Below are 18,910 nucleotides of genomic sequence, written 5' to 3'. Positions count from 1 at the left end.
AAGCCCAAGCAGCCTGATGAAAACTGGGAATCATTGCAGGATAATGTGCCAGAACTTAAAAAATGAATGATAGGATTGTTTACACTTTTTATAAGATATGACTATAGATTTATCAAATAAAGAAATAAAAGTTTTTCAAAAACGGCTGCTGGACTGGTATGACAAGAACAAAAAACCATTACCCTGGCGAAAAAACACGCAAGCTTATAAGATCTGGATTTCTGAGATTATGGCCCAACAAACCCAAGTTGAAACAGTAATTCCTTACTACGAACGGTTTATGGAAAAATATCCCACCGTCATAGCTTTAGCCAATGCGGATGACGCAGAATTATTAAAGCTGTGGGAAGGTTTGGGCTATTATTCACGAGCGCGCAATCTGAAATTGGCAGCGCAGGAAATTGTGAGCATTTTTGAAGGGAATTTTCCAGAAAATTTGTCAGATATTCAGTCATTAAGGGGGATTGGCCCTTACACAGCGGCAGCTATCGCTTCCATTGCTTTTGGTCAGCCAGAACCTGCCATTGATGGAAATCTCATGCGCGTCACTAGCCGTATTTTTGAAATGACTGATGACATCTCACAGGCAAAATCGCGAAAAGCTTTTGATGAAGTTTTACGAAAGTTGATTTCTCATGAGCGACCGGGGGATTTTAATCAAGCCCTCATGGACTTAGGTTCTACCGTCTGTAAACCTAAGATTGCCCTTTGTGAAACCTGTCCACTAGCTGATTTTTGTCAAAGTCGAGCCAAGGGGACACAGCTGAATTTTCCAGTTAAAACTAAAAAATTGAAGCAAAGAGACTTGTATTTTTCAGCCTTTGCTTTGCAAAATTCACTTGGCGAATATTACTTAGAAAAGCGTCCAGCCAAAGGACTATTGGCAAATATGTGGACATTTCCGCTGACGGAATTGTCAGCCCAAGATTTTGAAAAAATAATTACTGACGGATCGATTAGTAAAAGTATTTCATTGCCCCCACTGCCAGAAAGTATTTCAAAACTTGAATACGTTGGAAATCTCACACATATTTTCTCGCATCAAAAATGGCATATTATTCTTATTAAGGCGCAGCCTGAAGAACAATTTCATGTGGCAGAAGATTACTTATCAGCAGACAAAAAATGGTTGAGTGATTTGTCAGTAATTCCTCTAGCCGGCCCTCAAGTTAAAATGTTTGAAATTATAGAGAAACAAAAGTAAAAAATCAGATAATCATCTGATTTTTTTGTTATAATAGTTTCAGAAAAAAGAGAGGACTTGCCTTATGTTAGAAATCGGAATTGATTTGGGAACTTCAAACAGCTTGATTGGCTATTTTGATCCAGAAACAGGGGAATCAAAACTCATTGCCAATCGCTTTGGTCATGTATTGACACCGAGTGTTGTCAGTGTTGATGAACAAAATAATGTAATTGTTGGCGAAATAGCTAAGGCAAGAAGAATCACGAATCCTACAGAAACCGTCAGTGCTTTTAAGCGTTTTATGGGTACAGAAATGGTCTATCTTTGCGGAAAAAAGTCTTTCACGCCAATTGAACTCTCGTCCTTTGTCTTGTCTGCCTTGAAAAAGGATGCCGAAGATTTTCTAAATGAGAAAATTGATCAAGTGGTTATTTCAGTTCCAGCCTATTTCAATGCTTTTCAACGTGAAGCTACGATTTCAGCAGCGAAACTTGCAGGTTTGACAGTTCGTCAGCTCATTTCAGAGCCGACTGCGGCTGCAATTGCCTATGGTTTAGAGAATACAGAAGCTGATCAAAGCTTTATGATTGTTGATTTGGGCGGGGGTACTTTTGATGTATCCTTAATTTCGCTTTTTGAACAAGTCGTTCAAGTCGAGGCCATTGGTGGTGATACCAAGCTAGGTGGCGAAGACTTTACTTTCGCACTTATTGACGCAGCCCTCAAAAAGGCTGATTTGACAAGGGACGCTGCAGACAAATTTTTACTTTCGGAACTTTATGATAAAGCGGAAAAAATGAAAAAGAAATTTTCAAATCCTCTTAACCTGTCCGCCGAATTTACCTTTGGATATCAAGACCAAACAATTAATTTCCAACTAACGATTGTTGAATTTCGTGAATTGGTTATGCCGCTCTTGGCAAAATTTCAAAGACCAACTCAACGAGTCATGACGGATAGCAATATGCACTTTTCCGAATTGGACAAATTGATTTTAGTTGGGGGAGCCAGTCGTCTGCCTCTTATTCATCAAACTTTTGAAAAAATTACTGGCTTGAAAGCTCAAAATGACCTCAATCCCGATGAAGCCATTGCCTTAGGGGCAATTACCCGCGCTCATATGCTCAATGATAAAAGCCGACAAGAATTGATTATGACTGATGTTATCGGTTTTTCTCTAGGTACTGGTGTGCATAATCCAGAAGATCCTAGTCATTCTATTTTTTCCCCAATTATTGAGCGAAATACGGTCATTCCAGCATCTCGGGAACTTCGCGTGCGCAAAATTAGCCCAGCTCAGAGAAATGTCAGAATTTCAATTTATCAAGGTGAAAATCCTTATACCAAAGATAATCTCAAATTGGGTGAAATTAACTATCCAGTAGCTCTTTTAGAACGTTCTGACACCATCACAGTTCGTTTTACCTATGACGAATCTGGTGTTTTAGAAGTGGAAGTGACTGATGACAAGCAAAAACATCACAAAAATCTAGTCATTCAAAACCGGCAGATTAAGCTTAGTGACAGCGAACTAGAAAAACTCAGAAAGAAAGTTGCGCATTTAAAAATAAATCCTCTAGAACAAGATGACAATCAGCTCATTCTGGCTCGCTTTGCGCAATTTTACCAAGAGTTTATAGGAGAACGCAGACAAATGGTTTTGAGAGAACAACAGTACTTTGTCAGCCAACTCAACTCAGGCAATCCAAGACGAGTTCACCAAGCGCAAGAACGAGCGGCTGAGCTATTTGAAATGCTAGAAACTTTGCTTTAGAAAGGGAAAAATGTGGGAAATATTAGAAATTAGTCCAACCAACAATCTTAAGGAAATTCGTAAAGCATATGCCCAAAAACTACGAAAGATTGACCCCACTAGTCAACCTCAGGATTTTCAATCTCTCAAGCGAGCTTTTGATTCAGCCATAGCTTGGGCAAAATCACAAAAAACTCCAGAGAATCAACCACCAGTTCTGAACTTTCCAAAAGAAAAAGTTTCACAAAACCAAGAAACCAGTAGAAAAGACCTAGACTGGAATTTACCTAACAAGTCCATCACTTCAGAAGGAAAGCATCCTAAAAACCACGAAAGCAGTGGAAAAGAGTTAGACTGGAACTTGCCTAACAAGTCCATCATCTCAGAAGGAGAGATGCCTAAAAATCAAGAAATAAGCCAAGAAGATCTAGATTGGGAACTCCCAATCAGCGAGACAATGTCAAATCAGACCGAGCGAATGTTACCTACTCTTAGTCAGCCCATCAAAAAAAATCAGAAACTTAAAAGCTCTTATAGAAAGTATGCGCTCAGTGAAAAAATAAATCTCTGTTGCCTTATTGCACTTTCCTTATTTTTCAGTGGCTATATGCTTTGGCAAGTTAATCATTTCTTTTTATATCCACCAGCGGATGGAATTTCAAGTAATATTGGAATATTAACTATTTTCTTCATCATTTTAGCGGTGCAAGTATTTCCTTTGGGGCGGTTTTCTAGATTGGTCTTTGTCCGTTTACGCAAGTACACTGATGTCATCGTTGGGATTATTATCCTTCTGTTTTTCAGTTTCCTTTTTGAGCTTTCTTTTTTTGCATTTAAAGACTTTGGGTCACTGTTTTGGCTAGGAAGACTTCTAGCCGTCAGCGTTCTTTTAGCTTTTGTCATTTTTATGATTCTAGTTGCTGCCGGTTATGCTAAAGGAGGGGAGAAACAACGTTCTTCAACTATCAAAAGTTTTTTAGTGATATTGATTGTAGTTATTCTGCATTTTATAACTATTTTTCTTGGAAGATAGTAAACGAAGAAAAAATGAACAAAAAATTCAGGCGGAAAGTCTGGATTTTTGTTATAATAGAAAGGATAATGATTGAGACTAGTCGATATAAAAAAGCTAGTAAAAACTTTGACGTGGTTTGTCAAAGATAAAATAAGGAGAAGTTGAATGACAACAATTGATTTTGTAGCTGAAGTTGACAAGCGCAAAGATGCGCTCATGGAGGATCTTTTTAGCCTCTTGCGGATCAATTCTGCCATGGATATGGAACACGCCGATGCTGAAAATCCTTTTGGCCCTGGCCCACGAAAAGCATTGGATGCTTTCTTGAAAATTGCTGAACGTGATGGTTATAAAACTAAAAATTATGATAACTACGTTGGTCATTTTGAATATGAAAATGGTGCAGCAGAAGACGCTGAAGTGCTTGGAATTATTGGTCACTTAGACGTTGTCCCTGCAGGTTCAGGTTGGGATTCAAATCCTTTTGAACCAGAAATCCGTAATGGAAACCTTTATGCGCGTGGGGCGTCTGATGATAAAGGCCCAACGGTTGCTTGCTACTATGCCCTTAACATCTTGAAAGAACTCAACGTTCCTTTGAGCAAAAAAATCCGCTTCATCGTTGGGACAAATGAAGAAACTGGTTGGGCAGATATGGATTACTACTTTGCAAATTGCGAATTGCCATTGCCTGACTTTGGTTTTTCACCAGATGCTGAGTTCCCAATTATCAATGGGGAAAAAGGAAATATTACTGAATACCTCCATTTCGCAGGGAAAAATGCTGGTGAAGTAGTGCTTCACAGTTTCAAAGCTGGTCTTGCTGAAAATATGGTTCCAGAATCTGCAACTGCAGTGATTTCTGGGGCTAAAGATTTGCAAGCTGCACTTGAAAAATTCGTAGCTAACCATGCAAGCAAAAATCTTCGTTTTGACCTCGAAGAAGCAGAAGGAAAAGCAACAATTACACTTTACGGTAAATCAGCACACGGTGCGATGCCAGAAAAAGGTGTGAACGGTGCGACTTACTTGACACTTTTCCTCAGCCAATATAACTTTGCTGACGGTGCAGCTGCTTTCATCAAAGTAGGTGCTGAAAAACTTCTTGAAGACCACGAAGGTGAAAAATTAGGAACAGCTTACGTTGATGAACTTATGGGCAACACTTCTATGAACGCAGGTGTGTGGTCATTTGATGAGAATTCTGAAGGTAAAATTGCCCTCAACTTCCGTTTCCCACAAGGTAACAGTCCTGAGCGTATGCAAGAAATCTTGGCTAAACTTGATGGTGTTGTTGAAGTGGAACTTTCAAAACATCTTCATACCCCTCACTATGTACCAATGTCAGATCCACTCGTGTCAACATTGATTGATGTTTATGAAAAACACACTGGTCTTAAAGGTTACGAAACAATCATCGGTGGCGGAACATTTGGGCGTCTCTTGGAACGTGGCGTGGCTTACGGTGCCATGTTTGAAGGCGAACCAGACTCAATGCACCAAGCCAACGAAATGAAGCCTGTGGAAAATATTTATAAAGCAGCCGTGATTTACGCTGAAGCAATTTACGAATTGGCAAAATAATGGTTTTTGGAACAGGTGTTGACAACGTGGAGTTGTCTCGAATCCAAAAAGCTTTAAACCGCTCGGAGCGTTTTGTGGAGCAAGTTTTGACTGAAAATGAACTTGAAAAATTCAACCAGTTCCAGTCGGAAGCTCGCAAAACAGAGTTTCTGGCGGGGCGTTGGGCGGCAAAAGAAGCTTTTTCCAAAGCGTATGGAACTGGAATCAGTAAGGCCCTTGGAATGCATGATCTTGAAGTTAAAAATGATCAGTTGGGAAAACCTTATTTCTCAAAACATCCTTTTGATGGCGAGGTTCATTTGTCCATTTCACATAGCAACTTAGAAGCGGTCGCTTTTGTAGTCCTCGAAAAAAATTAAGGAAGTGACGGTAACGTCACTTTCACTTTATCTTTAAACAAAAAATACGGAAGGCTTTAAAAAATGAAATCTTCTCCACATCGTCATACTTCAGCTCAGGTTGATTTAGAGGCGATAAAGAATAATGTTCAAAAATTTAAACAGCATATTGGGAGTAAACCAGAACTTTGGGCGGTGGTTAAGGCTAACGCTTATGGGCATGGTGCAGTTCCAGTAGCTCGAGCGGTCAAAGATTTAGTTGCAGGTTTTTGTGTGTCTAATCTTGATGAAGCCATTGAATTGCGACAAGCGCTTTTGACTCAGCCGATTTTGATTTTATCTGGAATTGTACCAGAGACAATCGGGATTGCGGCTAATCTCAACTTGACTGTGACAGCACCAAGTTTGGCTTGGTTGAAGTTGGTTGTACAAGAATCCATTGACTTCAGTCGGTTAAAAATACATATTGCTGTGGATTCGGGAATGGGACGGATTGGGGTTTGTGATGCTCAAGAAGCCAACGAAATGATTGCATTGGCAGACCAATATGGTATTGAATTTGAAGGAATATTTACTCATTTTGCTACGGCGGATGAGGCGGATGATCAAAAGTTCAAGGCTCAACAAGAAAAATTTGCCCAAATTATTGAGGAAATTTCACGGCGACCTCGCTATGTTCATTCAACCAATACAGCAGCGGCTTTATGGCATACTGAACAAGTTCAGGATATTGAACGCTTGGGTGTTTCCATGTATGGTTTAAATCCGAGTGGCAAGGTTTTGAATTTGCCTTTTGAAATTGAAGCAGCGCTCTCTTTGGTATCAGAATTGACCCATGTCAAAAAGGTGACCAAAGGAGCAACTTTGGGATACGGGGCAACTTATGAAGCGGAGCAAGAGACTTGGATTGGTACAGTTTCAATTGGTTATGCGGATGGTTGGACGCGAGAGATGCAAGGTTTCCATGTCTTAGTTGATGGGAAATTTTGTGAAATTGTTGGACGTGTTTCAATGGATCAGATGATGATTAAATTGGATCAAGAATATCCTTTAGGTACAACTGTTACTTTGATTGGTGAAAATCAAGGCAAGCTTATTACGGCTACGGATGTGGCAGAATGGCGCAAAACCATCAATTACGAAGTGCTGTGCCTGATTTCTGATCGAGTGGAGCGAGTTTATTTGTAAAATGAAAGAGATTGTATTTTTACAATCTCTTTTCTTGTGGCTTTCTCTAAAATTAAAAACCTCATTTTTATCTCATAAATACTTTACAAATCTCATAATTATGTTAGAATATAAGTAAGAGATAGATTAGACAAGAATAAAACAGATGAGATACAGATGAGGTGATTGTGATGATAAAGATTTATACAGTGACGTCTTGCAGCTCATGCAAAAAAGCAAAGGAATGGATGGAAAAGCATCGGCTGCCTTATGTTGAAATTGATTTGTTGACGGCTAATATTAAGCGGGAAGATTTCTTGGAAATTTTGGCGCTAACTGAGGATGGAACAGCGGATATTATTTCGCGGCGAAGTCATGCTTACAGGCGCTTAAATATTGACTTTGAGACAATTAGTTTGAATGAGTTGGTGCAATTGATGGAAGAAAACCGGACTCTTCTACGGCGCCCTTTAATTCTCGATGATCGACGTTTGCAAGTCGGCTACAATGATGATGAAATTCGTAAATTCTTACCTCGGCCCCTGCGTCGTGTAGAGGTAGAAACAGCTATGGAACGGGCAAAAGTTTATGATTATCAAGAAAGATTTGAACGGGTTTAATAAAAATTCAGTGAGTAATGACTGGATTTTTTTGCTTTTAAAACGGATGATTTGGAAATCGACAGCGGATAATGTAAAATGAAAGAAATGGTTTTCTAAAAATATAGCTTTATTTTCATGATTGGAGTTGAAAATAGCTGATATTCTCCAGAGAAAATACTGACGGATTTTTTGTCAGAGGAAAAAATGCTGACGTAACTTACGAAGGCGAATTTTGACCAGAGAAAATGCTGACGTAAATTTTTGTCAGTGTTTTAGTAAAAAACAGCGGTGCTGACGGTTTGATCAGTACATTTTGACAAGTAGAAATGAGGAAATTCATGATTGAATTCCAAGATGTGTCGAAAGCTTTTGCCAGTAAAAAAATTCTTGATCATGCTAATTTTACAATTGCTGACCAAGAATTTTTTGTCCTTGTTGGGCCAAGTGGAAGCGGAAAAACGACAACCTTGAAGATGATTAACCAGTTGATCACACACAGCGAGGGCAAGATTTTGATTGATCACGAAGAGGTGACGACGAAAAATCTGCGAAAACTGCGGCTTTCTATTGGTTATGTTTTGCAGCAGATTGCACTTTTTCCCAATCTGACAGTGGCTGAAAATATTGGCTTGATTCCTGAAATGAAGGGCTGGACGAAAGATAAAATTGTAGAAAGAACTAATGAATTGCTGGATTTGGTTGGTTTGGAGGCGAAAGATTACGCGCACCGCAAGCCCAATGAATTATCAGGTGGGGAGCAGCAGCGCGTGGGGATTTTGCGTGCGATTGCTACTAATCCGCAAATTGTTCTCATGGATGAACCATTTTCGGCGCTTGACCCGATTTCCAGACGACAGCTTCAGGTGTTTATCAAAAATTTGCAGAAAAAAATGAAGTTGACGATTATTTTTGTGACCCACGATCTTGACGAAGCGCTTTATCTGGCGGATCGAGTCGCAGTAATGAATGAGGGTTTGATTCAGCAGATTGCTAAACCAGAGGAAATTTATCAGCAGCCAGCTAATGATTTTGTTCGAGATTTCTTCAAAGAATATCACCAAAATTTAGCCAATGTCACTGTTGAAAATTTGATTTTAACGGAACCGATAAGCACTGAAAACACGCAAGAAGTTGCTGAAGATACGTCAATATCAGAAATCATCAACCGGCTAGCTCAAAAAGAAAATTTGAGTTATCAGGGTTTTGAGATTTCTGCTGAATCGATCGTTCGTTACATGGCTGGAGGTGCAAAATGAATCAGCTTATCCAAACTTTTCAAAACCAGCAAGGTCAATTTTGGCAAGCGCTTTTGGAACACATTCAGATTTCGTTGATTTCAATTTTTATTGCGATTCTGATTGCGATTCCTCTGGCGCTCTTGCTTCGACGTTATCCACGAGTGGCTGAGCCTGTGTTACAAATTACGGGCATTTTTCAGACGATTCCAAGTTTGGCGCTTTTGGGACTTTTGATTCCTTTTATCGGGATTGGAAGTTTGCCCGCAATTGTGGCGTTGGTTGTGTACGCGATTTTTCCTATTATCCAAAATACTTATACGGGATTAGAGCAGATTGAGCCATCGCTCATTGAGGCAGCGACAGCGTTTGGGATGAATCGTCGCGAACGTTTGATGAAGTTTGAACTTTCTTTAGCGATGCCATTTATCATGGCTGGGATTCGTACGAGTACGGTCATGGTTATTGGGACAGCGACACTTGCTGCACTGATTGGTGCAGGAGGTTTGGGAAATTTTATTCTTCTTGGAATCAATATGAATGATGTTTCTTTGATTTTGATTGGTGCGATTTCGTCAGCTTTATTGGCGGTTATCTTTAGTGGTCTCTTGAAATTTTTGGAGAAGGCGAAGATAAAAACAATCATTATTAGTTTTTTCATTGGATTGCTTGTTTTAGGAGGGTCGTATTACCAACCTCAAGCGGCTAAACATCCTGAAATTACAATTGCTGGAAAATTGGGCTCAGAGCCAGCCATTCTCATCAATATGTACAAAGATTTGATTGAGCATGATAGCAACATTCGCGTGAATCTCAAATCTAATTTTGGTGATACAACTTTTCTTTATAATGCTTTAAAAGCAGGAAAAATCGATATTTATCCAGAATATACGGGGACGATTACCAGCACTTTCTTGAAAACACCAACGGAGTCGACAGATCCAGCAGTGGTGTGGCAGAAAGCTGAGACAGGCATTAAAGCGTTGAATCAATTTGCCTACTTGTCACCGATGAAATTTCAGAATACTTATGCGTTGGCTGTTAAATCTGACTTTGCTAAAAAACATGGGTTGACAAGCATCTCTGATTTGAGCAAAGTTACAAACTTAACTGCTGGATTTGACGTTGAATTTGCCAATCGAACCGATGGAAATCTTGGCTTAAAACGCTTGTATGGCTTGGACTTGAATGTGAAAACCATGCAAACGAGCTTAATTTATAAGGCTTTGAATACGGGAGCGGTTGAGGTTGCGGAAGTTTATTCAACCGATAGCCAAATCAAACAATATGACTTGACAGTGCTAAAAGATGATAAAAATCTTTTTCCGCCTTATCAAGCAGCCCCTTTGATGAAAGAAAGTCTGTTGAAAAAATACCCAGAATTAAAGCGAATTCTTGGTAAACTTTCAGGAAAAATTACAGACCAACAAATGATTGAGATGAATTATGAGGTTAATGTGGAGCAAAAAAGTCCTGCTCAGGTTGCCCAGGATTATCTCAAAGCGCAAGATTTAATTTAAAAGTAGTCGCCCGCCATTTTGGTGGGTTTTTAAAAATCAAAAGTCAGAAGAAAGTCAGCTTATGATATAATGGATAGTATGAAATTGATAGATGGAAAAGCGCTCGCTGCGAAAATGCAGGCTGAGTTGAAAACAAAAGTTGATGAGTTAAAAGCAGCGGGCATTGTTCCGGGTTTGGTCGTGATTTTGATTGGTGAAAATCCTGCAAGCCAAGTCTATGTACGCAATAAAGAACGACAAGCCACAGCAATTGGTTTAAATTCGAGTGTGGTACGCTTGCCAGAAACAGTAAGTGAAGTAGAATTACTGGCCTTGATTGAGGAATACAACCAAGATGAAAAATGGCATGGAATTTTGGTACAGTTGCCTTTGCCTAAACATATTTCAGAAGAAAAAGTTTTATTGGCAATTGATCCTCAAAAAGATGTGGATGGTTTTCATCCAATGAATATGGGTCGACTTTGGGCAGGAAATCCCCTCATGATTCCTTCAACACCGGCGGGGATTATGGAGATGTTTCGGGAGTACAAGGTTGATTTGGCAGGTAAAAAAGCCGTGGTGATTGGTCGTTCGAATATCGTAGGAAAACCAATGGCCCAACTTTTGATGATGGCTGATGCGACAGTAACGATTGCCCATTCGCGGACGAAAAATTTGCGTGAATTGACGAAAACTGCCGATATTTTGGTGGTAGCGATTGGGCGTGACCGCATGATTAAAGCGGAGGATGTCAAAGAAGGCGCGGTCGTGATTGACGTGGGCATGAATCGGGATGAAGCTGGCAAATTACATGGCGATGTTGATTTTGAAGAAGTAAAAGAAGTGGCAAGCTTAATCACGCCTGTTCCTGGTGGTGTTGGCCCGATGACCATCACAATGCTTATGGAGCAAACGGTGCGTGCAGCCAGTCGAAAATTAGACGAAAGTTTGTAAAGGTTACTTCTGGTCAATTTTAGAGAAGAATAAATGGTAAGTTTGTTTGGTGGCTGGCGAGTTGTTTAGAGGTGTGTTTTGACGGAGATTTTTAAGAGATGACAGAGTATTTATCAGTATCAACTTTAACAAAATATTTAAAAGCCAAATTTGATCGCGATCCTTATCTGGAGCGGGTTTATTTGACAGGGGAAATCTCGAATTTTCGTAGACGACCTAACCATCAATATTTTGCGCTCAAGGATGAGGGAGCGGTGATTCAGGCGACCATGTGGGCGGGACAATTTCGCAAGCTGGATTTTGATTTGGAAGAAGGAATGAAAGTTCTTGCGGTGGGGCGGATTAGTATTTATCCGCCCTCTGGTTCATATTCAATCAATATCGAGAGTTTAGTTCCTGATGGAATCGGAGCTTTGGCGGTCAAATTTGAGCAATTGAAGAAAAAATTGATGGCTGAGGGCTTATTTGATAACAAATGGAAGCAAGCTTTGCCACAATTTTCAAAGAAAATAGCCGTGGTGACGAGTCCTTCTGGTGCGGTTATTCGTGATATTATCACTACGGCTCAGCGTCGCTTTCCCATGAGCGAAATTGTCCTTTATCCAACGAAAGTTCAAGGGAGTGGTGCTGCTGAGGAAATTGCTGAAAATATTAGGCGAGCTAATCGCAGAGGTGATTTTGATGTCCTGATTATTGGGCGGGGCGGTGGCTCCATCGAGGATTTGTGGGGTTTTAACGAGGAAGTTGTTGTTCGGGCGATTTTTGAGTCGAAAATTCCTGTGATTTCTTCGGTTGGACATGAAACGGATGTGACTTTGGCTGATTTTGCGGCGGATCACCGTGCTGCTACGCCTACAGCGGCTGCAGAATTAGCTACGCCAAATACTAAAATTGATTTGCTGGGTTGGACGGCTGATCAAGAGAAACGCTTGTTCAATCGCTTGTCGCATTTGATTACAATTCGGCGCGAGCGTTTGGAAAAATTGAGTACCGCGGTTGTTTTTAGACAGCCAGAGCGCCTCTATGATGGGCATTTGCAGAAGCTTGACCGTTTGACAGAGCGGCTGAATCAATTGACCGAAGTAAAAGTCAGCAATTTGAGTCATCGCTATGCACTCTCGAAAGAAAGATTGCTGCCAGCTTATGCTAAAATTGTAGAAAATCGTAAAAATAGGGTTGAACGGCTGTATCAATCTCTGCTTTTGCTAGATATTTCAAAGATAAAGGCGCGTGGTTTTTCGGTGCTTGTGGACGAAAAAGGGAAAATCGTGAAGTCGGTGGCTGATGTGAAAATGGGTGACAGACTTGATGTAGAGCTTGCTGACGGAAAAATAAAAGTAGAGGTGAAATAAAATGGCAACAAAAAAAGAAGTAAAATTTGAAGATAATCTGGCAGAATTGGAAGCCATTGTTCGCAAATTGGAGTCAGGAGATGTCGCTTTGGAGGATGCCATTGCGGAATTTCAAAAAGGGATGAAACTCTCAGAAAGTTTGAAAAAAACGCTTAACGAAGCGGAACAAACCTTGGTTAAAATCGTAAATAAGGACGACAGCGAGACCGAATTTTCCCCTGAGCAAAAAGAATATTAGAAAAAATGCTGACGTAATTATTTTTCACAAAATTTTCTTAGAGAAAATGCTGACGGATTTTTTTGTCAGAGAAAAATTGCTGATGTAAATTTTCTGAGGAGGTAAAGGGGCTGTTGAGCCCTTTTTTCACAAGAAATGTTAGAAGCGAAAAGGAAAAAAGTTATGGAATTTGTAGTAGCGATTGATTCTTTCAAGGGTTCAGCAAGTTCGCATGAGCTGAATCAAGCGGTCAAGAGTGGCATTGAACAAGTTTTGCCTGAAGCAAAGGTGCATACTTTTGCGATTGCTGATGGTGGCGAGGGGACAATTTCGGCGGTAGAAGCTGGAATTGGCGGTGTTCAAATTAAGGTTTCGACAGTGGATTTGTTAGGACGCCCGATTGTTGCAGAGTATTTGATGGCTGGTGATTTGGCAGTCATTGAGGCGGCCAAGGTAGTTGGCATTGATAAAATTACACCATCGGAACAGACGATTCAGGAGGCTTCTACTTTTGGTTTAGCGCAACTTTTTTTGGATGCTAAAGCGCGAGGAGCGCATGAAATTTTGCTAAGTTTAGGGGGTACAGGGACGTCTGACGGCGGACTAGGGCTTCTTGAGGGACTTGGAGGCTCTTTTGAGCAATTGCCTGACTTTTCGGGGGTGAAAATTACAGGACTTGCGGATGTCACAGCGGTTTATGCAGGAGAAAATGGTTATGCCAAAGTTTTTGGACAGCAAAAAGGAGGCACACCAGAGCTTTTGGAACAACAGGATCAAAAAGCGCAGCAAGTCGTTCAGCGAATTAAAAAGAATCAAAATATTGATTTACAAAAAATTGCAGGAACTGGTGCTGCTGGCGGACTTGGCGGAGCAATCGTTTTGCTTGCTGGTCAGCTTGTTTCAGGATTTGAAAAAATTGCGGCCCTTTTGGAAATCGAAGAAGTGATAAAAAAAGCGGACTTAGTCATCACAGGCGAAGGACGAATGGATTTTCAAACAGCGCAAGGCAAGGTACCTTTTGGAATGGCTAAGTTAGCAGCCAAATATCAGGTGCCAACCATCGCTTTTGTTGGGAGTTTGGGGGATAATTTGGGCGAAATGGAAGAGTTATTATTGGCGGCTTATTCGATTCAAAAAGGCCCCGGTTCTCTTGAAAAAGCCATGCAAAAAGAGCGTACATTAGAAAATCTCGAATTTTTGACCAAAAATGTCATTAAAACGCGCTATTATGGTGAGCAAGGGAGAGCTACTAGAGAAAATCTGGCTCAAAATAAATAAAGTTATATGTAATCACAGATAAAACTGTGATTTTTACTTTGATATCACCAGTTTGGTCAGCAAGAAATCAGCGTCAATAAGAGGAGGCAGTGACTTATATTCCGCTATCGAAAATCTGGCTGAATTTTGCTATAATAAGAGATAATGGACATGAAAATAAAAAAGTTAGATGAATTTTTGACGACATTCTATGAAAGCGCTACGTTTCCGAGGGGTTTGGCTCAATCTGCCCACTATTCCTTGTTGGCTGGCGGGAAACGGATTCGTCCTTTGCTCTTATTGGAATTGCTGGAAGCTTTTGGCTTAGAGCTTATGCCTGCGCATTTTCAAATCGCGGCGAGTGTGGAAATGATTCATACGGGATCACTGATTCACGACGATTTGCCGGCAATGGACAACGACGATTACCGGCGAGGGAAGCTGACCAATCATAAAAAATTTGATGAGGCAACAGCCATTTTAGCTGGAGATACTTTATTTTTCGATCCTTTTTATGTGATTTCAACCTGTGATTTGCCGGCAAAGATGATTGTTGACTTGACCCGTGAATTAGCTTTTGCATCGGGAGCTTACGGCATGGTTGCTGGGCAAATTTTGGATATGGCTGGTGAAGGGAAAACATTGAGTTTGGAAGAAATCGAACAAATTCATCGCTTGAAAACGGGACGTTTACTGACTTTTCCGTTTGTTGCAGCCGGGATTATTGCTGAAAAAACAGCGCAAGAGCTGGAAAAACTTCGGCAAATTGGTCAAGAATTAGGACTAGCTTTTCAGATTCGTGATGATATTTTGGATGTCACGGCTAGTTTTTCAGAGCTTGGAAAAACGCCTGGCAAAGATGTTTTAGAAGAAAAATCCACCTACGTGGCTCACTTAGGACTTGCTGGAGCAGAGAAAATGCTGACGCAAAAGTTGTCAGAGGTAGAAAAATCACTGACAGAAATGTCAATCCCTGATGATAGCCAAATATTAAAAATTATTAAGCGCTTGGAGCTTAACCATGCATAAATTAGCTGATGGATTTGTGCTAGGCAAATTAAATCTGCAAAACAAAGAAGCACTGGCTCAGATGTTCGCAAAAGCCAGCGACTATGCCCAACTAGAAAGTGGAATTTCTGATCCCAAAAAGGAAAGCCTTGCTGTGCTGACCGACCTACCATCAGGAAAAAGTCAAGAGGATAAGGAAGTTCTTGGAGTTTTTAATCCACAAGGGGAGCTTGTTGGAGTTGTTGACTTGGTGCGAGATTTTCCTCAAAAAAGCGAGTGGATGCTTGGTCTTTTGGAGCTTATCCCCGAAGCTCGTGGGAAGGGGTTAGGAAAAATCATCCATGCAGCACTCGTTAAAAAAGTTCTAGCTGGATCAGGAAAAAGCTTGAGAATCGGTGTACTTCAGGTCAATCTAGCAGCGCTAAACTTTTGGAAAAGCTTAGGCTATGAAAAAATCGGGCATACCCAACAAACATTTGGGGAAAAGGTGCAGGAAATTGAAATATTGCGCTTAAATTTAAAGTAAAATAAATATAATGGAGTGACAAAAGCAAAGTTTTTACGTATAACAGAGCAGGAACTGCCCTTAGTAATCAAAAGACTTTGGTAATGAAAGGAAAAGTTCTACAATAGATGAAAGAAAGAATTGATGTACTTGCCACAAATCAGGGCTTATTTGAAACACGAGAGCAAGCGAAACGGGGAGTTATGGCTGGCTTGGTTGTGGATAGCAAATCGGGCGAGCGTTTTGATAAGCCAGGACAAAAAATTGAAGAAGATACAGAGTTGCGACTCAAAGGCGAAAAATTAAAATACGTCAGTCGCGGCGGTCTAAAATTAGAAAAAGCTTTGAGTACTTTTGGCATAGCAATTCAAGACAAAACTTGCCTAGATATTGGAAGTTCAACGGGTGGCTTTACAGATGTTATGCTTCAATCTGGAGCAAAATTGGTCTATGCACTTGATGTAGGAACAAATCAATTAGCTTGGAAAATTCGTTCAGATGAGCGGGTTGTTGTAATGGAACAATTCAATTTCCGCAACGCACAGTTGAGCGATTTTGCTAGTGGTCAACCAGAATTTACCAGTATTGACGTCAGTTTTATTTCTTTAGATTTAATTTTGCCTCCGCTTTACGACATCTTAGCTGAAAATGGCGTAGTTGTTGCCTTGATAAAACCTCAATTTGAGGCTGGTCGTGAACAAGTCGGCAAAAATGGAATCATCAAGGATCCTAAAGTCCACAAGATGACCATTGAAAAAGTCATAGCAACAGCCCGGAAAATTGGCTTTTCAATTCAAAACCTCACGTTCTCGCCAATCAAAGGTGGTGCAGGTAATGTTGAATTTCTCGTCCAACTGGTCAAAGACGGAAATGGGACAATTGCTCATAATCTCAGTGTTGAAGCTGTTTTACAAGAAGAAAGTGAAAAATTATGAAAAGAGAAGAACGCCTCGATTACATTGCCCGATTCATCAAAGAAAATGAAATCAAAACTCAAGAAGAACTCGTTAGCCATTTGCTCGAACAAGGCGTGGATGTGACGCAAGCAACAATTTCGCGTGATATCAAAACACTTGCCTTGATTAAAGTACCCGCAGAAACGGGTGGTTATCGCTATGATTTGCCCAAAGATAGAAAAGCAGTACAGTCAAATCTCCATAAAGCGCTCGCTTTTGATGCCATTACAGGCACAAAAATCAAAGATAATATGCTCTGGATTCGAGCTAATCCTGGGACAACGAGCCTGGTAAAAAACTATCTCTTAGAGGAATATGGTGATGATATTTTCTCTTTAGTCATTGATGATGACAGTGCGCTGGTTATTTTTGAAGAAAGAGATCAAGCTGAAAATCTTTATCAGTTGCTGATGGAATTTTAAAAATAGCGAAGTCTGTCAGTAAAAACGCAGAGCAAGCTGTCAGTCTACTGACAGTTTTATCTGTCATTTTTATTTTTTGGAAAGGAAATTTTGATGTTACAGGAAATTTCAATCAAAAATTTTGCAATTATTGAAGAAATTAATCTTTCATTTGAAAGTGGAATGACCATTCTGACGGGGGAAACCGGAGCAGGAAAATCAATTATTATTGATGCCATGAGTCTGCTTTTGGGCGGACGAGCTTCTAGTGATTTTGTTCGGCATGGTGCAGCTAAGGCGGAGATTGAAGGTCTATTCTTTTTTGAAAAAACGGCAGAGCTCAACGCTATTTTGTTAGAATTGGGCTTTGAAGACTTAGAATCAGAAATTATTTTACGGCGGGAGATTTTTGCGAATGGGCGCTCGGTTTGCCGAATCAATGGGCAAATGGTCAATCTAAGTATTTTGCGGCAAGTTGGCGAATTTTTAGTTGATATTCACGGACAACATGATAGTCAAGAATTGATGAATCCAAAGAGCCATTTGCGTTTGCTAGATGAGTTTGGCGATGATGATTTTAACAAAATTAAAGAAAATTATCGCCTAAAATTTGAAACCTTTAAAAACCTGCGTCAACAATTGACTTTACGCCAAAAAAATGCGCAAGAATTTGCTCAAAGAATCGAAATTCTTCAATTTCAAGCTGAGGAAATCGAAGCCGCAGCGATTAATTTTGAAGAAGACGAAAAATTACCAAAACGCCGTGAAAAACTCAATAATATCAAAAATATTGCTGAAAGTCTGCAGACTGCCTTCTTGGCACTTGACGATGATGATAGCGATTATTCTAGCCTTAACAACATTCGCACAAGTATGAGTGAGTTGGACGCAATCAGTGATTTTGATCCAGAATATCAAGAGCTTGCTGATAAAACGGCGGAAAGCTATTATGTTTTGGAAGATGTTGCCAACCAAATGCAGCGAATAATGAGTGATTTAGAATTTAATCCTGCAGAACTTTTGCAAATTGAAGATCGAATCATGACCTTGAACACTCTGTGCAAAAAGTACGGGCCAACTTTAGCTGATGTCTTGACCTATCTGGAAAAGGTTCAACTTGAACTCTCCGAATTAACTGGTTCAGATAATGATTCAGAGAACTTGGAGAAAACAGTCAAATTGGCGCAAGTCGAGCTGATTGAAGCAAGCAAAAAGCTTAATCAAGGGCGCCACGCAATTGCCGAAGCGCTAGAAGAAGACATCAAACACGAGCTTTCTGAACTTTATATGGAAAAAGCAGATTTTAAAGTTCAGTTTGAAGCGGCAAAATTTTCAGCTCAAGGCAATGAACACGTTGAATTTTTCATTCAAACAAATCCCGGAGAAGGTTTCAAAGCATTGGCTAAGACAGCCTCAGGGGGAGAGTTGTCTCGGTTGATGTTAGCGATTAAATCTAGTTTTTCTCGTCGGGAAAACAAAACCTCAATTGTTTTTGATGAAGTTGATACAGGTGTTTCAGGACGTGTGGCCCAAGCGATTGCCAATAAAATCTACAAAATCGCTAGAAGTGGACAAGTGCTTGCGATTTCGCATCTCCCACAAGTCGTTGCTATTGCAGACACTCAATTTTATATCGAAAAAAGTTCTGACAATGACATCACGACCTCGACAGTGCGTAAGTTAGCACGCGACGAACGAATCAAAGAAGTGGCGAAAATGCTTGCTGGAGAAGATTTGACCCAAGAAGCACTGGCTCAGGCAAAACGCCTGTTGACGAAATAGAAAATGGTTGAAAAAAGCCAGAGAAAATGCTGACGTAAATTTTGTATCAAAAAAAATCAGTCACAACTTTTCGTCAGTAAAAAAGTCACAGAGAAAATG

The 18,910-nt window shown here is 40.2% G+C and carries 18 protein-coding genes; all 18 read left to right on the top strand.

Going from position 1 to position 18,910, the window contains the following annotated elements; translation table 11 throughout:
• Positions 1–103 precede the first annotated feature (103 nt).
• The 18 genes from mutY (at position 104) to recN (ending at position 18,811) form a co-directional block, all read left to right on the top strand.
• Positions 104–1,204, top strand: a complete 1,101-nt coding sequence (gene mutY, locus EQJ87_RS03060; RefSeq protein WP_130124572.1) for an A/G-specific adenine glycosylase — start codon at positions 104–106, stop codon at positions 1,202–1,204.
• Positions 1,205–1,268: 64 nt separating this feature from the next.
• Positions 1,269–2,960: an Hsp70 family protein gene (locus tag EQJ87_RS03055; protein WP_130123279.1), complete on the top strand. Its 1,692-nt coding sequence runs from the start codon at positions 1,269–1,271 to the stop codon at positions 2,958–2,960.
• Between the two features lie 10 nt (positions 2,961–2,970).
• Positions 2,971–3,972, top strand: a complete 1,002-nt coding sequence (locus tag EQJ87_RS03050; RefSeq protein ID WP_130123278.1) for a hypothetical protein — start codon at positions 2,971–2,973, stop codon at positions 3,970–3,972.
• Between the two features lie 147 nt (positions 3,973–4,119).
• Positions 4,120–5,538, top strand: coding sequence for a dipeptidase PepV (pepV, locus tag EQJ87_RS03045; protein ID WP_130123277.1), 1,419 nt, complete (start codon positions 4,120–4,122; stop codon positions 5,536–5,538).
• A complete protein-coding gene (gene acpS / locus EQJ87_RS03040) occupies positions 5,538–5,897 on the top strand; it encodes a holo-ACP synthase (protein WP_130123276.1) in 360 nt (119 codons plus the stop codon). The genes pepV and acpS overlap by 1 nt, the downstream gene beginning before the upstream one ends.
• Positions 5,898–5,960: 63 nt before the next feature.
• Positions 5,961–7,064: an alanine racemase gene (gene alr / locus EQJ87_RS03035; protein ID WP_130123275.1), complete on the top strand. Its 1,104-nt coding sequence runs from the start codon at positions 5,961–5,963 to the stop codon at positions 7,062–7,064.
• 170 nt (positions 7,065–7,234) lie between these two features.
• Entirely contained in the window at positions 7,235–7,663 is a 429-nt protein-coding gene (locus tag EQJ87_RS03030; RefSeq protein ID WP_130123274.1) for a Spx/MgsR family RNA polymerase-binding regulatory protein, read from the top strand.
• A 320-nt stretch (positions 7,664–7,983) separates the two neighbouring features.
• Complete coding sequence (locus EQJ87_RS03025) at positions 7,984–8,901, top strand: ABC transporter ATP-binding protein (RefSeq protein ID WP_130123273.1); 918 nt, start codon at positions 7,984–7,986, stop codon at positions 8,899–8,901.
• On the top strand, positions 8,898–10,400 hold the full coding sequence (locus EQJ87_RS03020; RefSeq protein WP_130123272.1) for an ABC transporter permease/substrate-binding protein: 1,503 nt from the start codon (positions 8,898–8,900) through the stop codon (positions 10,398–10,400). The genes EQJ87_RS03025 and EQJ87_RS03020 overlap by 4 nt, the downstream gene beginning before the upstream one ends.
• 78 nt (positions 10,401–10,478) lie before the next feature.
• Positions 10,479–11,333 carry a bifunctional methylenetetrahydrofolate dehydrogenase/methenyltetrahydrofolate cyclohydrolase gene (locus tag EQJ87_RS03015; protein ID WP_130123271.1) on the top strand — a complete coding sequence of 285 codons (855 nt, stop codon included), beginning with the start codon at positions 10,479–10,481 and terminating at the stop codon, positions 11,331–11,333.
• A gap of 98 nt (positions 11,334–11,431) precedes the next feature.
• Positions 11,432–12,685 (top strand): exodeoxyribonuclease VII large subunit, encoded by a 1,254-nt coding sequence (gene xseA / locus EQJ87_RS03010; RefSeq protein ID WP_130123270.1) that lies wholly within the window; start codon positions 11,432–11,434, stop codon positions 12,683–12,685.
• 1 nt (position 12,686) lies between these two features.
• A complete protein-coding gene (locus EQJ87_RS03005; protein ID WP_130123269.1) occupies positions 12,687–12,923 on the top strand; it encodes an exodeoxyribonuclease VII small subunit in 237 nt (78 codons plus the stop codon).
• A 162-nt stretch (positions 12,924–13,085) separates the two neighbouring features.
• Entirely contained in the window at positions 13,086–14,180 is a 1,095-nt protein-coding gene (locus EQJ87_RS03000) for a glycerate kinase family protein (RefSeq protein WP_130123268.1), read from the top strand.
• A gap of 144 nt (positions 14,181–14,324) precedes the next feature.
• Entirely contained in the window at positions 14,325–15,188 is an 864-nt protein-coding gene (locus EQJ87_RS02995) for a polyprenyl synthetase family protein (RefSeq protein ID WP_130123267.1), read from the top strand.
• The gene (locus EQJ87_RS02990) at positions 15,181–15,693 is read left to right on the top strand and encodes a GNAT family N-acetyltransferase (RefSeq protein ID WP_223804490.1); all 513 of its coding nucleotides are present in this window, start codon (positions 15,181–15,183) and stop codon (positions 15,691–15,693) included. Before EQJ87_RS02995 ends, EQJ87_RS02990 begins: the two co-directional genes overlap by 8 nt.
• Before the next feature lie 107 nt (positions 15,694–15,800).
• On the top strand, positions 15,801–16,607 hold the full coding sequence (locus tag EQJ87_RS02985) for a TlyA family RNA methyltransferase (RefSeq protein WP_130123266.1): 807 nt from the start codon (positions 15,801–15,803) through the stop codon (positions 16,605–16,607).
• Complete coding sequence (locus tag EQJ87_RS02980) at positions 16,604–17,050, top strand: arginine repressor (protein WP_130123265.1); 447 nt, start codon at positions 16,604–16,606, stop codon at positions 17,048–17,050. Before EQJ87_RS02985 ends, EQJ87_RS02980 begins: the two co-directional genes overlap by 4 nt.
• A gap of 93 nt (positions 17,051–17,143) precedes the next feature.
• A complete protein-coding gene (gene recN, locus EQJ87_RS02975) occupies positions 17,144–18,811 on the top strand; it encodes a DNA repair protein RecN (RefSeq protein ID WP_130123264.1) in 1,668 nt (555 codons plus the stop codon).
• Positions 18,812–18,910: the final 99 nt, after the last annotated feature.

Source organism: Lactococcus sp. S-13 (assembly GCF_004210295.1).
Taxonomy (GTDB): Bacteria; Bacillota; Bacilli; order Lactobacillales; family Streptococcaceae; genus Lactococcus.
The sequence above is the reverse complement of the archived record's forward strand: the minus strand, read 5'-3'. Positions and strand labels throughout refer to the sequence as shown.

Bases quoted from the DNA above. Each gene is read 5' to 3' on its own strand.
- EQJ87_RS02985 (WP_130123266.1), top strand. From the start codon at position 15,801: ATGAAAGAAAGAATTGATGTACTTGCCACAAATCAGGGCTTATTTGAA.
- EQJ87_RS03050 (WP_130123278.1), top strand. From the start codon at position 2,971: ATGTGGGAAATATTAGAAATTAGTCCAACCAACAATCTTAAGGAAATT.
- EQJ87_RS03000 (WP_130123268.1), top strand. From the start codon at position 13,086: ATGGAATTTGTAGTAGCGATTGATTCTTTCAAGGGTTCAGCAAGTTCG.
- EQJ87_RS02995 (WP_130123267.1), top strand. From the start codon at position 14,325: ATGGACATGAAAATAAAAAAGTTAGATGAATTTTTGACGACATTCTAT.
- acpS (WP_130123276.1), top strand. From the start codon at position 5,538: ATGGTTTTTGGAACAGGTGTTGACAACGTGGAGTTGTCTCGAATCCAA.
- alr (WP_130123275.1), top strand. From the start codon at position 5,961: ATGAAATCTTCTCCACATCGTCATACTTCAGCTCAGGTTGATTTAGAG.
- EQJ87_RS02990 (WP_223804490.1), top strand. From the start codon at position 15,181: ATGCATAAATTAGCTGATGGATTTGTGCTAGGCAAATTAAATCTGCAA.
- EQJ87_RS02980 (WP_130123265.1), top strand. From the start codon at position 16,604: ATGAAAAGAGAAGAACGCCTCGATTACATTGCCCGATTCATCAAAGAA.
- pepV (WP_130123277.1), top strand. From the start codon at position 4,120: ATGACAACAATTGATTTTGTAGCTGAAGTTGACAAGCGCAAAGATGCG.
- EQJ87_RS03020 (WP_130123272.1), top strand. From the start codon at position 8,898: ATGAATCAGCTTATCCAAACTTTTCAAAACCAGCAAGGTCAATTTTGG.
- EQJ87_RS03015 (WP_130123271.1), top strand. From the start codon at position 10,479: ATGAAATTGATAGATGGAAAAGCGCTCGCTGCGAAAATGCAGGCTGAG.
- EQJ87_RS03030 (WP_130123274.1), top strand. From the start codon at position 7,235: ATGATAAAGATTTATACAGTGACGTCTTGCAGCTCATGCAAAAAAGCA.
- xseA (WP_130123270.1), top strand. From the start codon at position 11,432: ATGACAGAGTATTTATCAGTATCAACTTTAACAAAATATTTAAAAGCC.
- EQJ87_RS03025 (WP_130123273.1), top strand. From the start codon at position 7,984: ATGATTGAATTCCAAGATGTGTCGAAAGCTTTTGCCAGTAAAAAAATT.
- EQJ87_RS03055 (WP_130123279.1), top strand. From the start codon at position 1,269: ATGTTAGAAATCGGAATTGATTTGGGAACTTCAAACAGCTTGATTGGC.
- recN (WP_130123264.1), top strand. From the start codon at position 17,144: ATGTTACAGGAAATTTCAATCAAAAATTTTGCAATTATTGAAGAAATT.
- EQJ87_RS03005 (WP_130123269.1), top strand. From the start codon at position 12,687: ATGGCAACAAAAAAAGAAGTAAAATTTGAAGATAATCTGGCAGAATTG.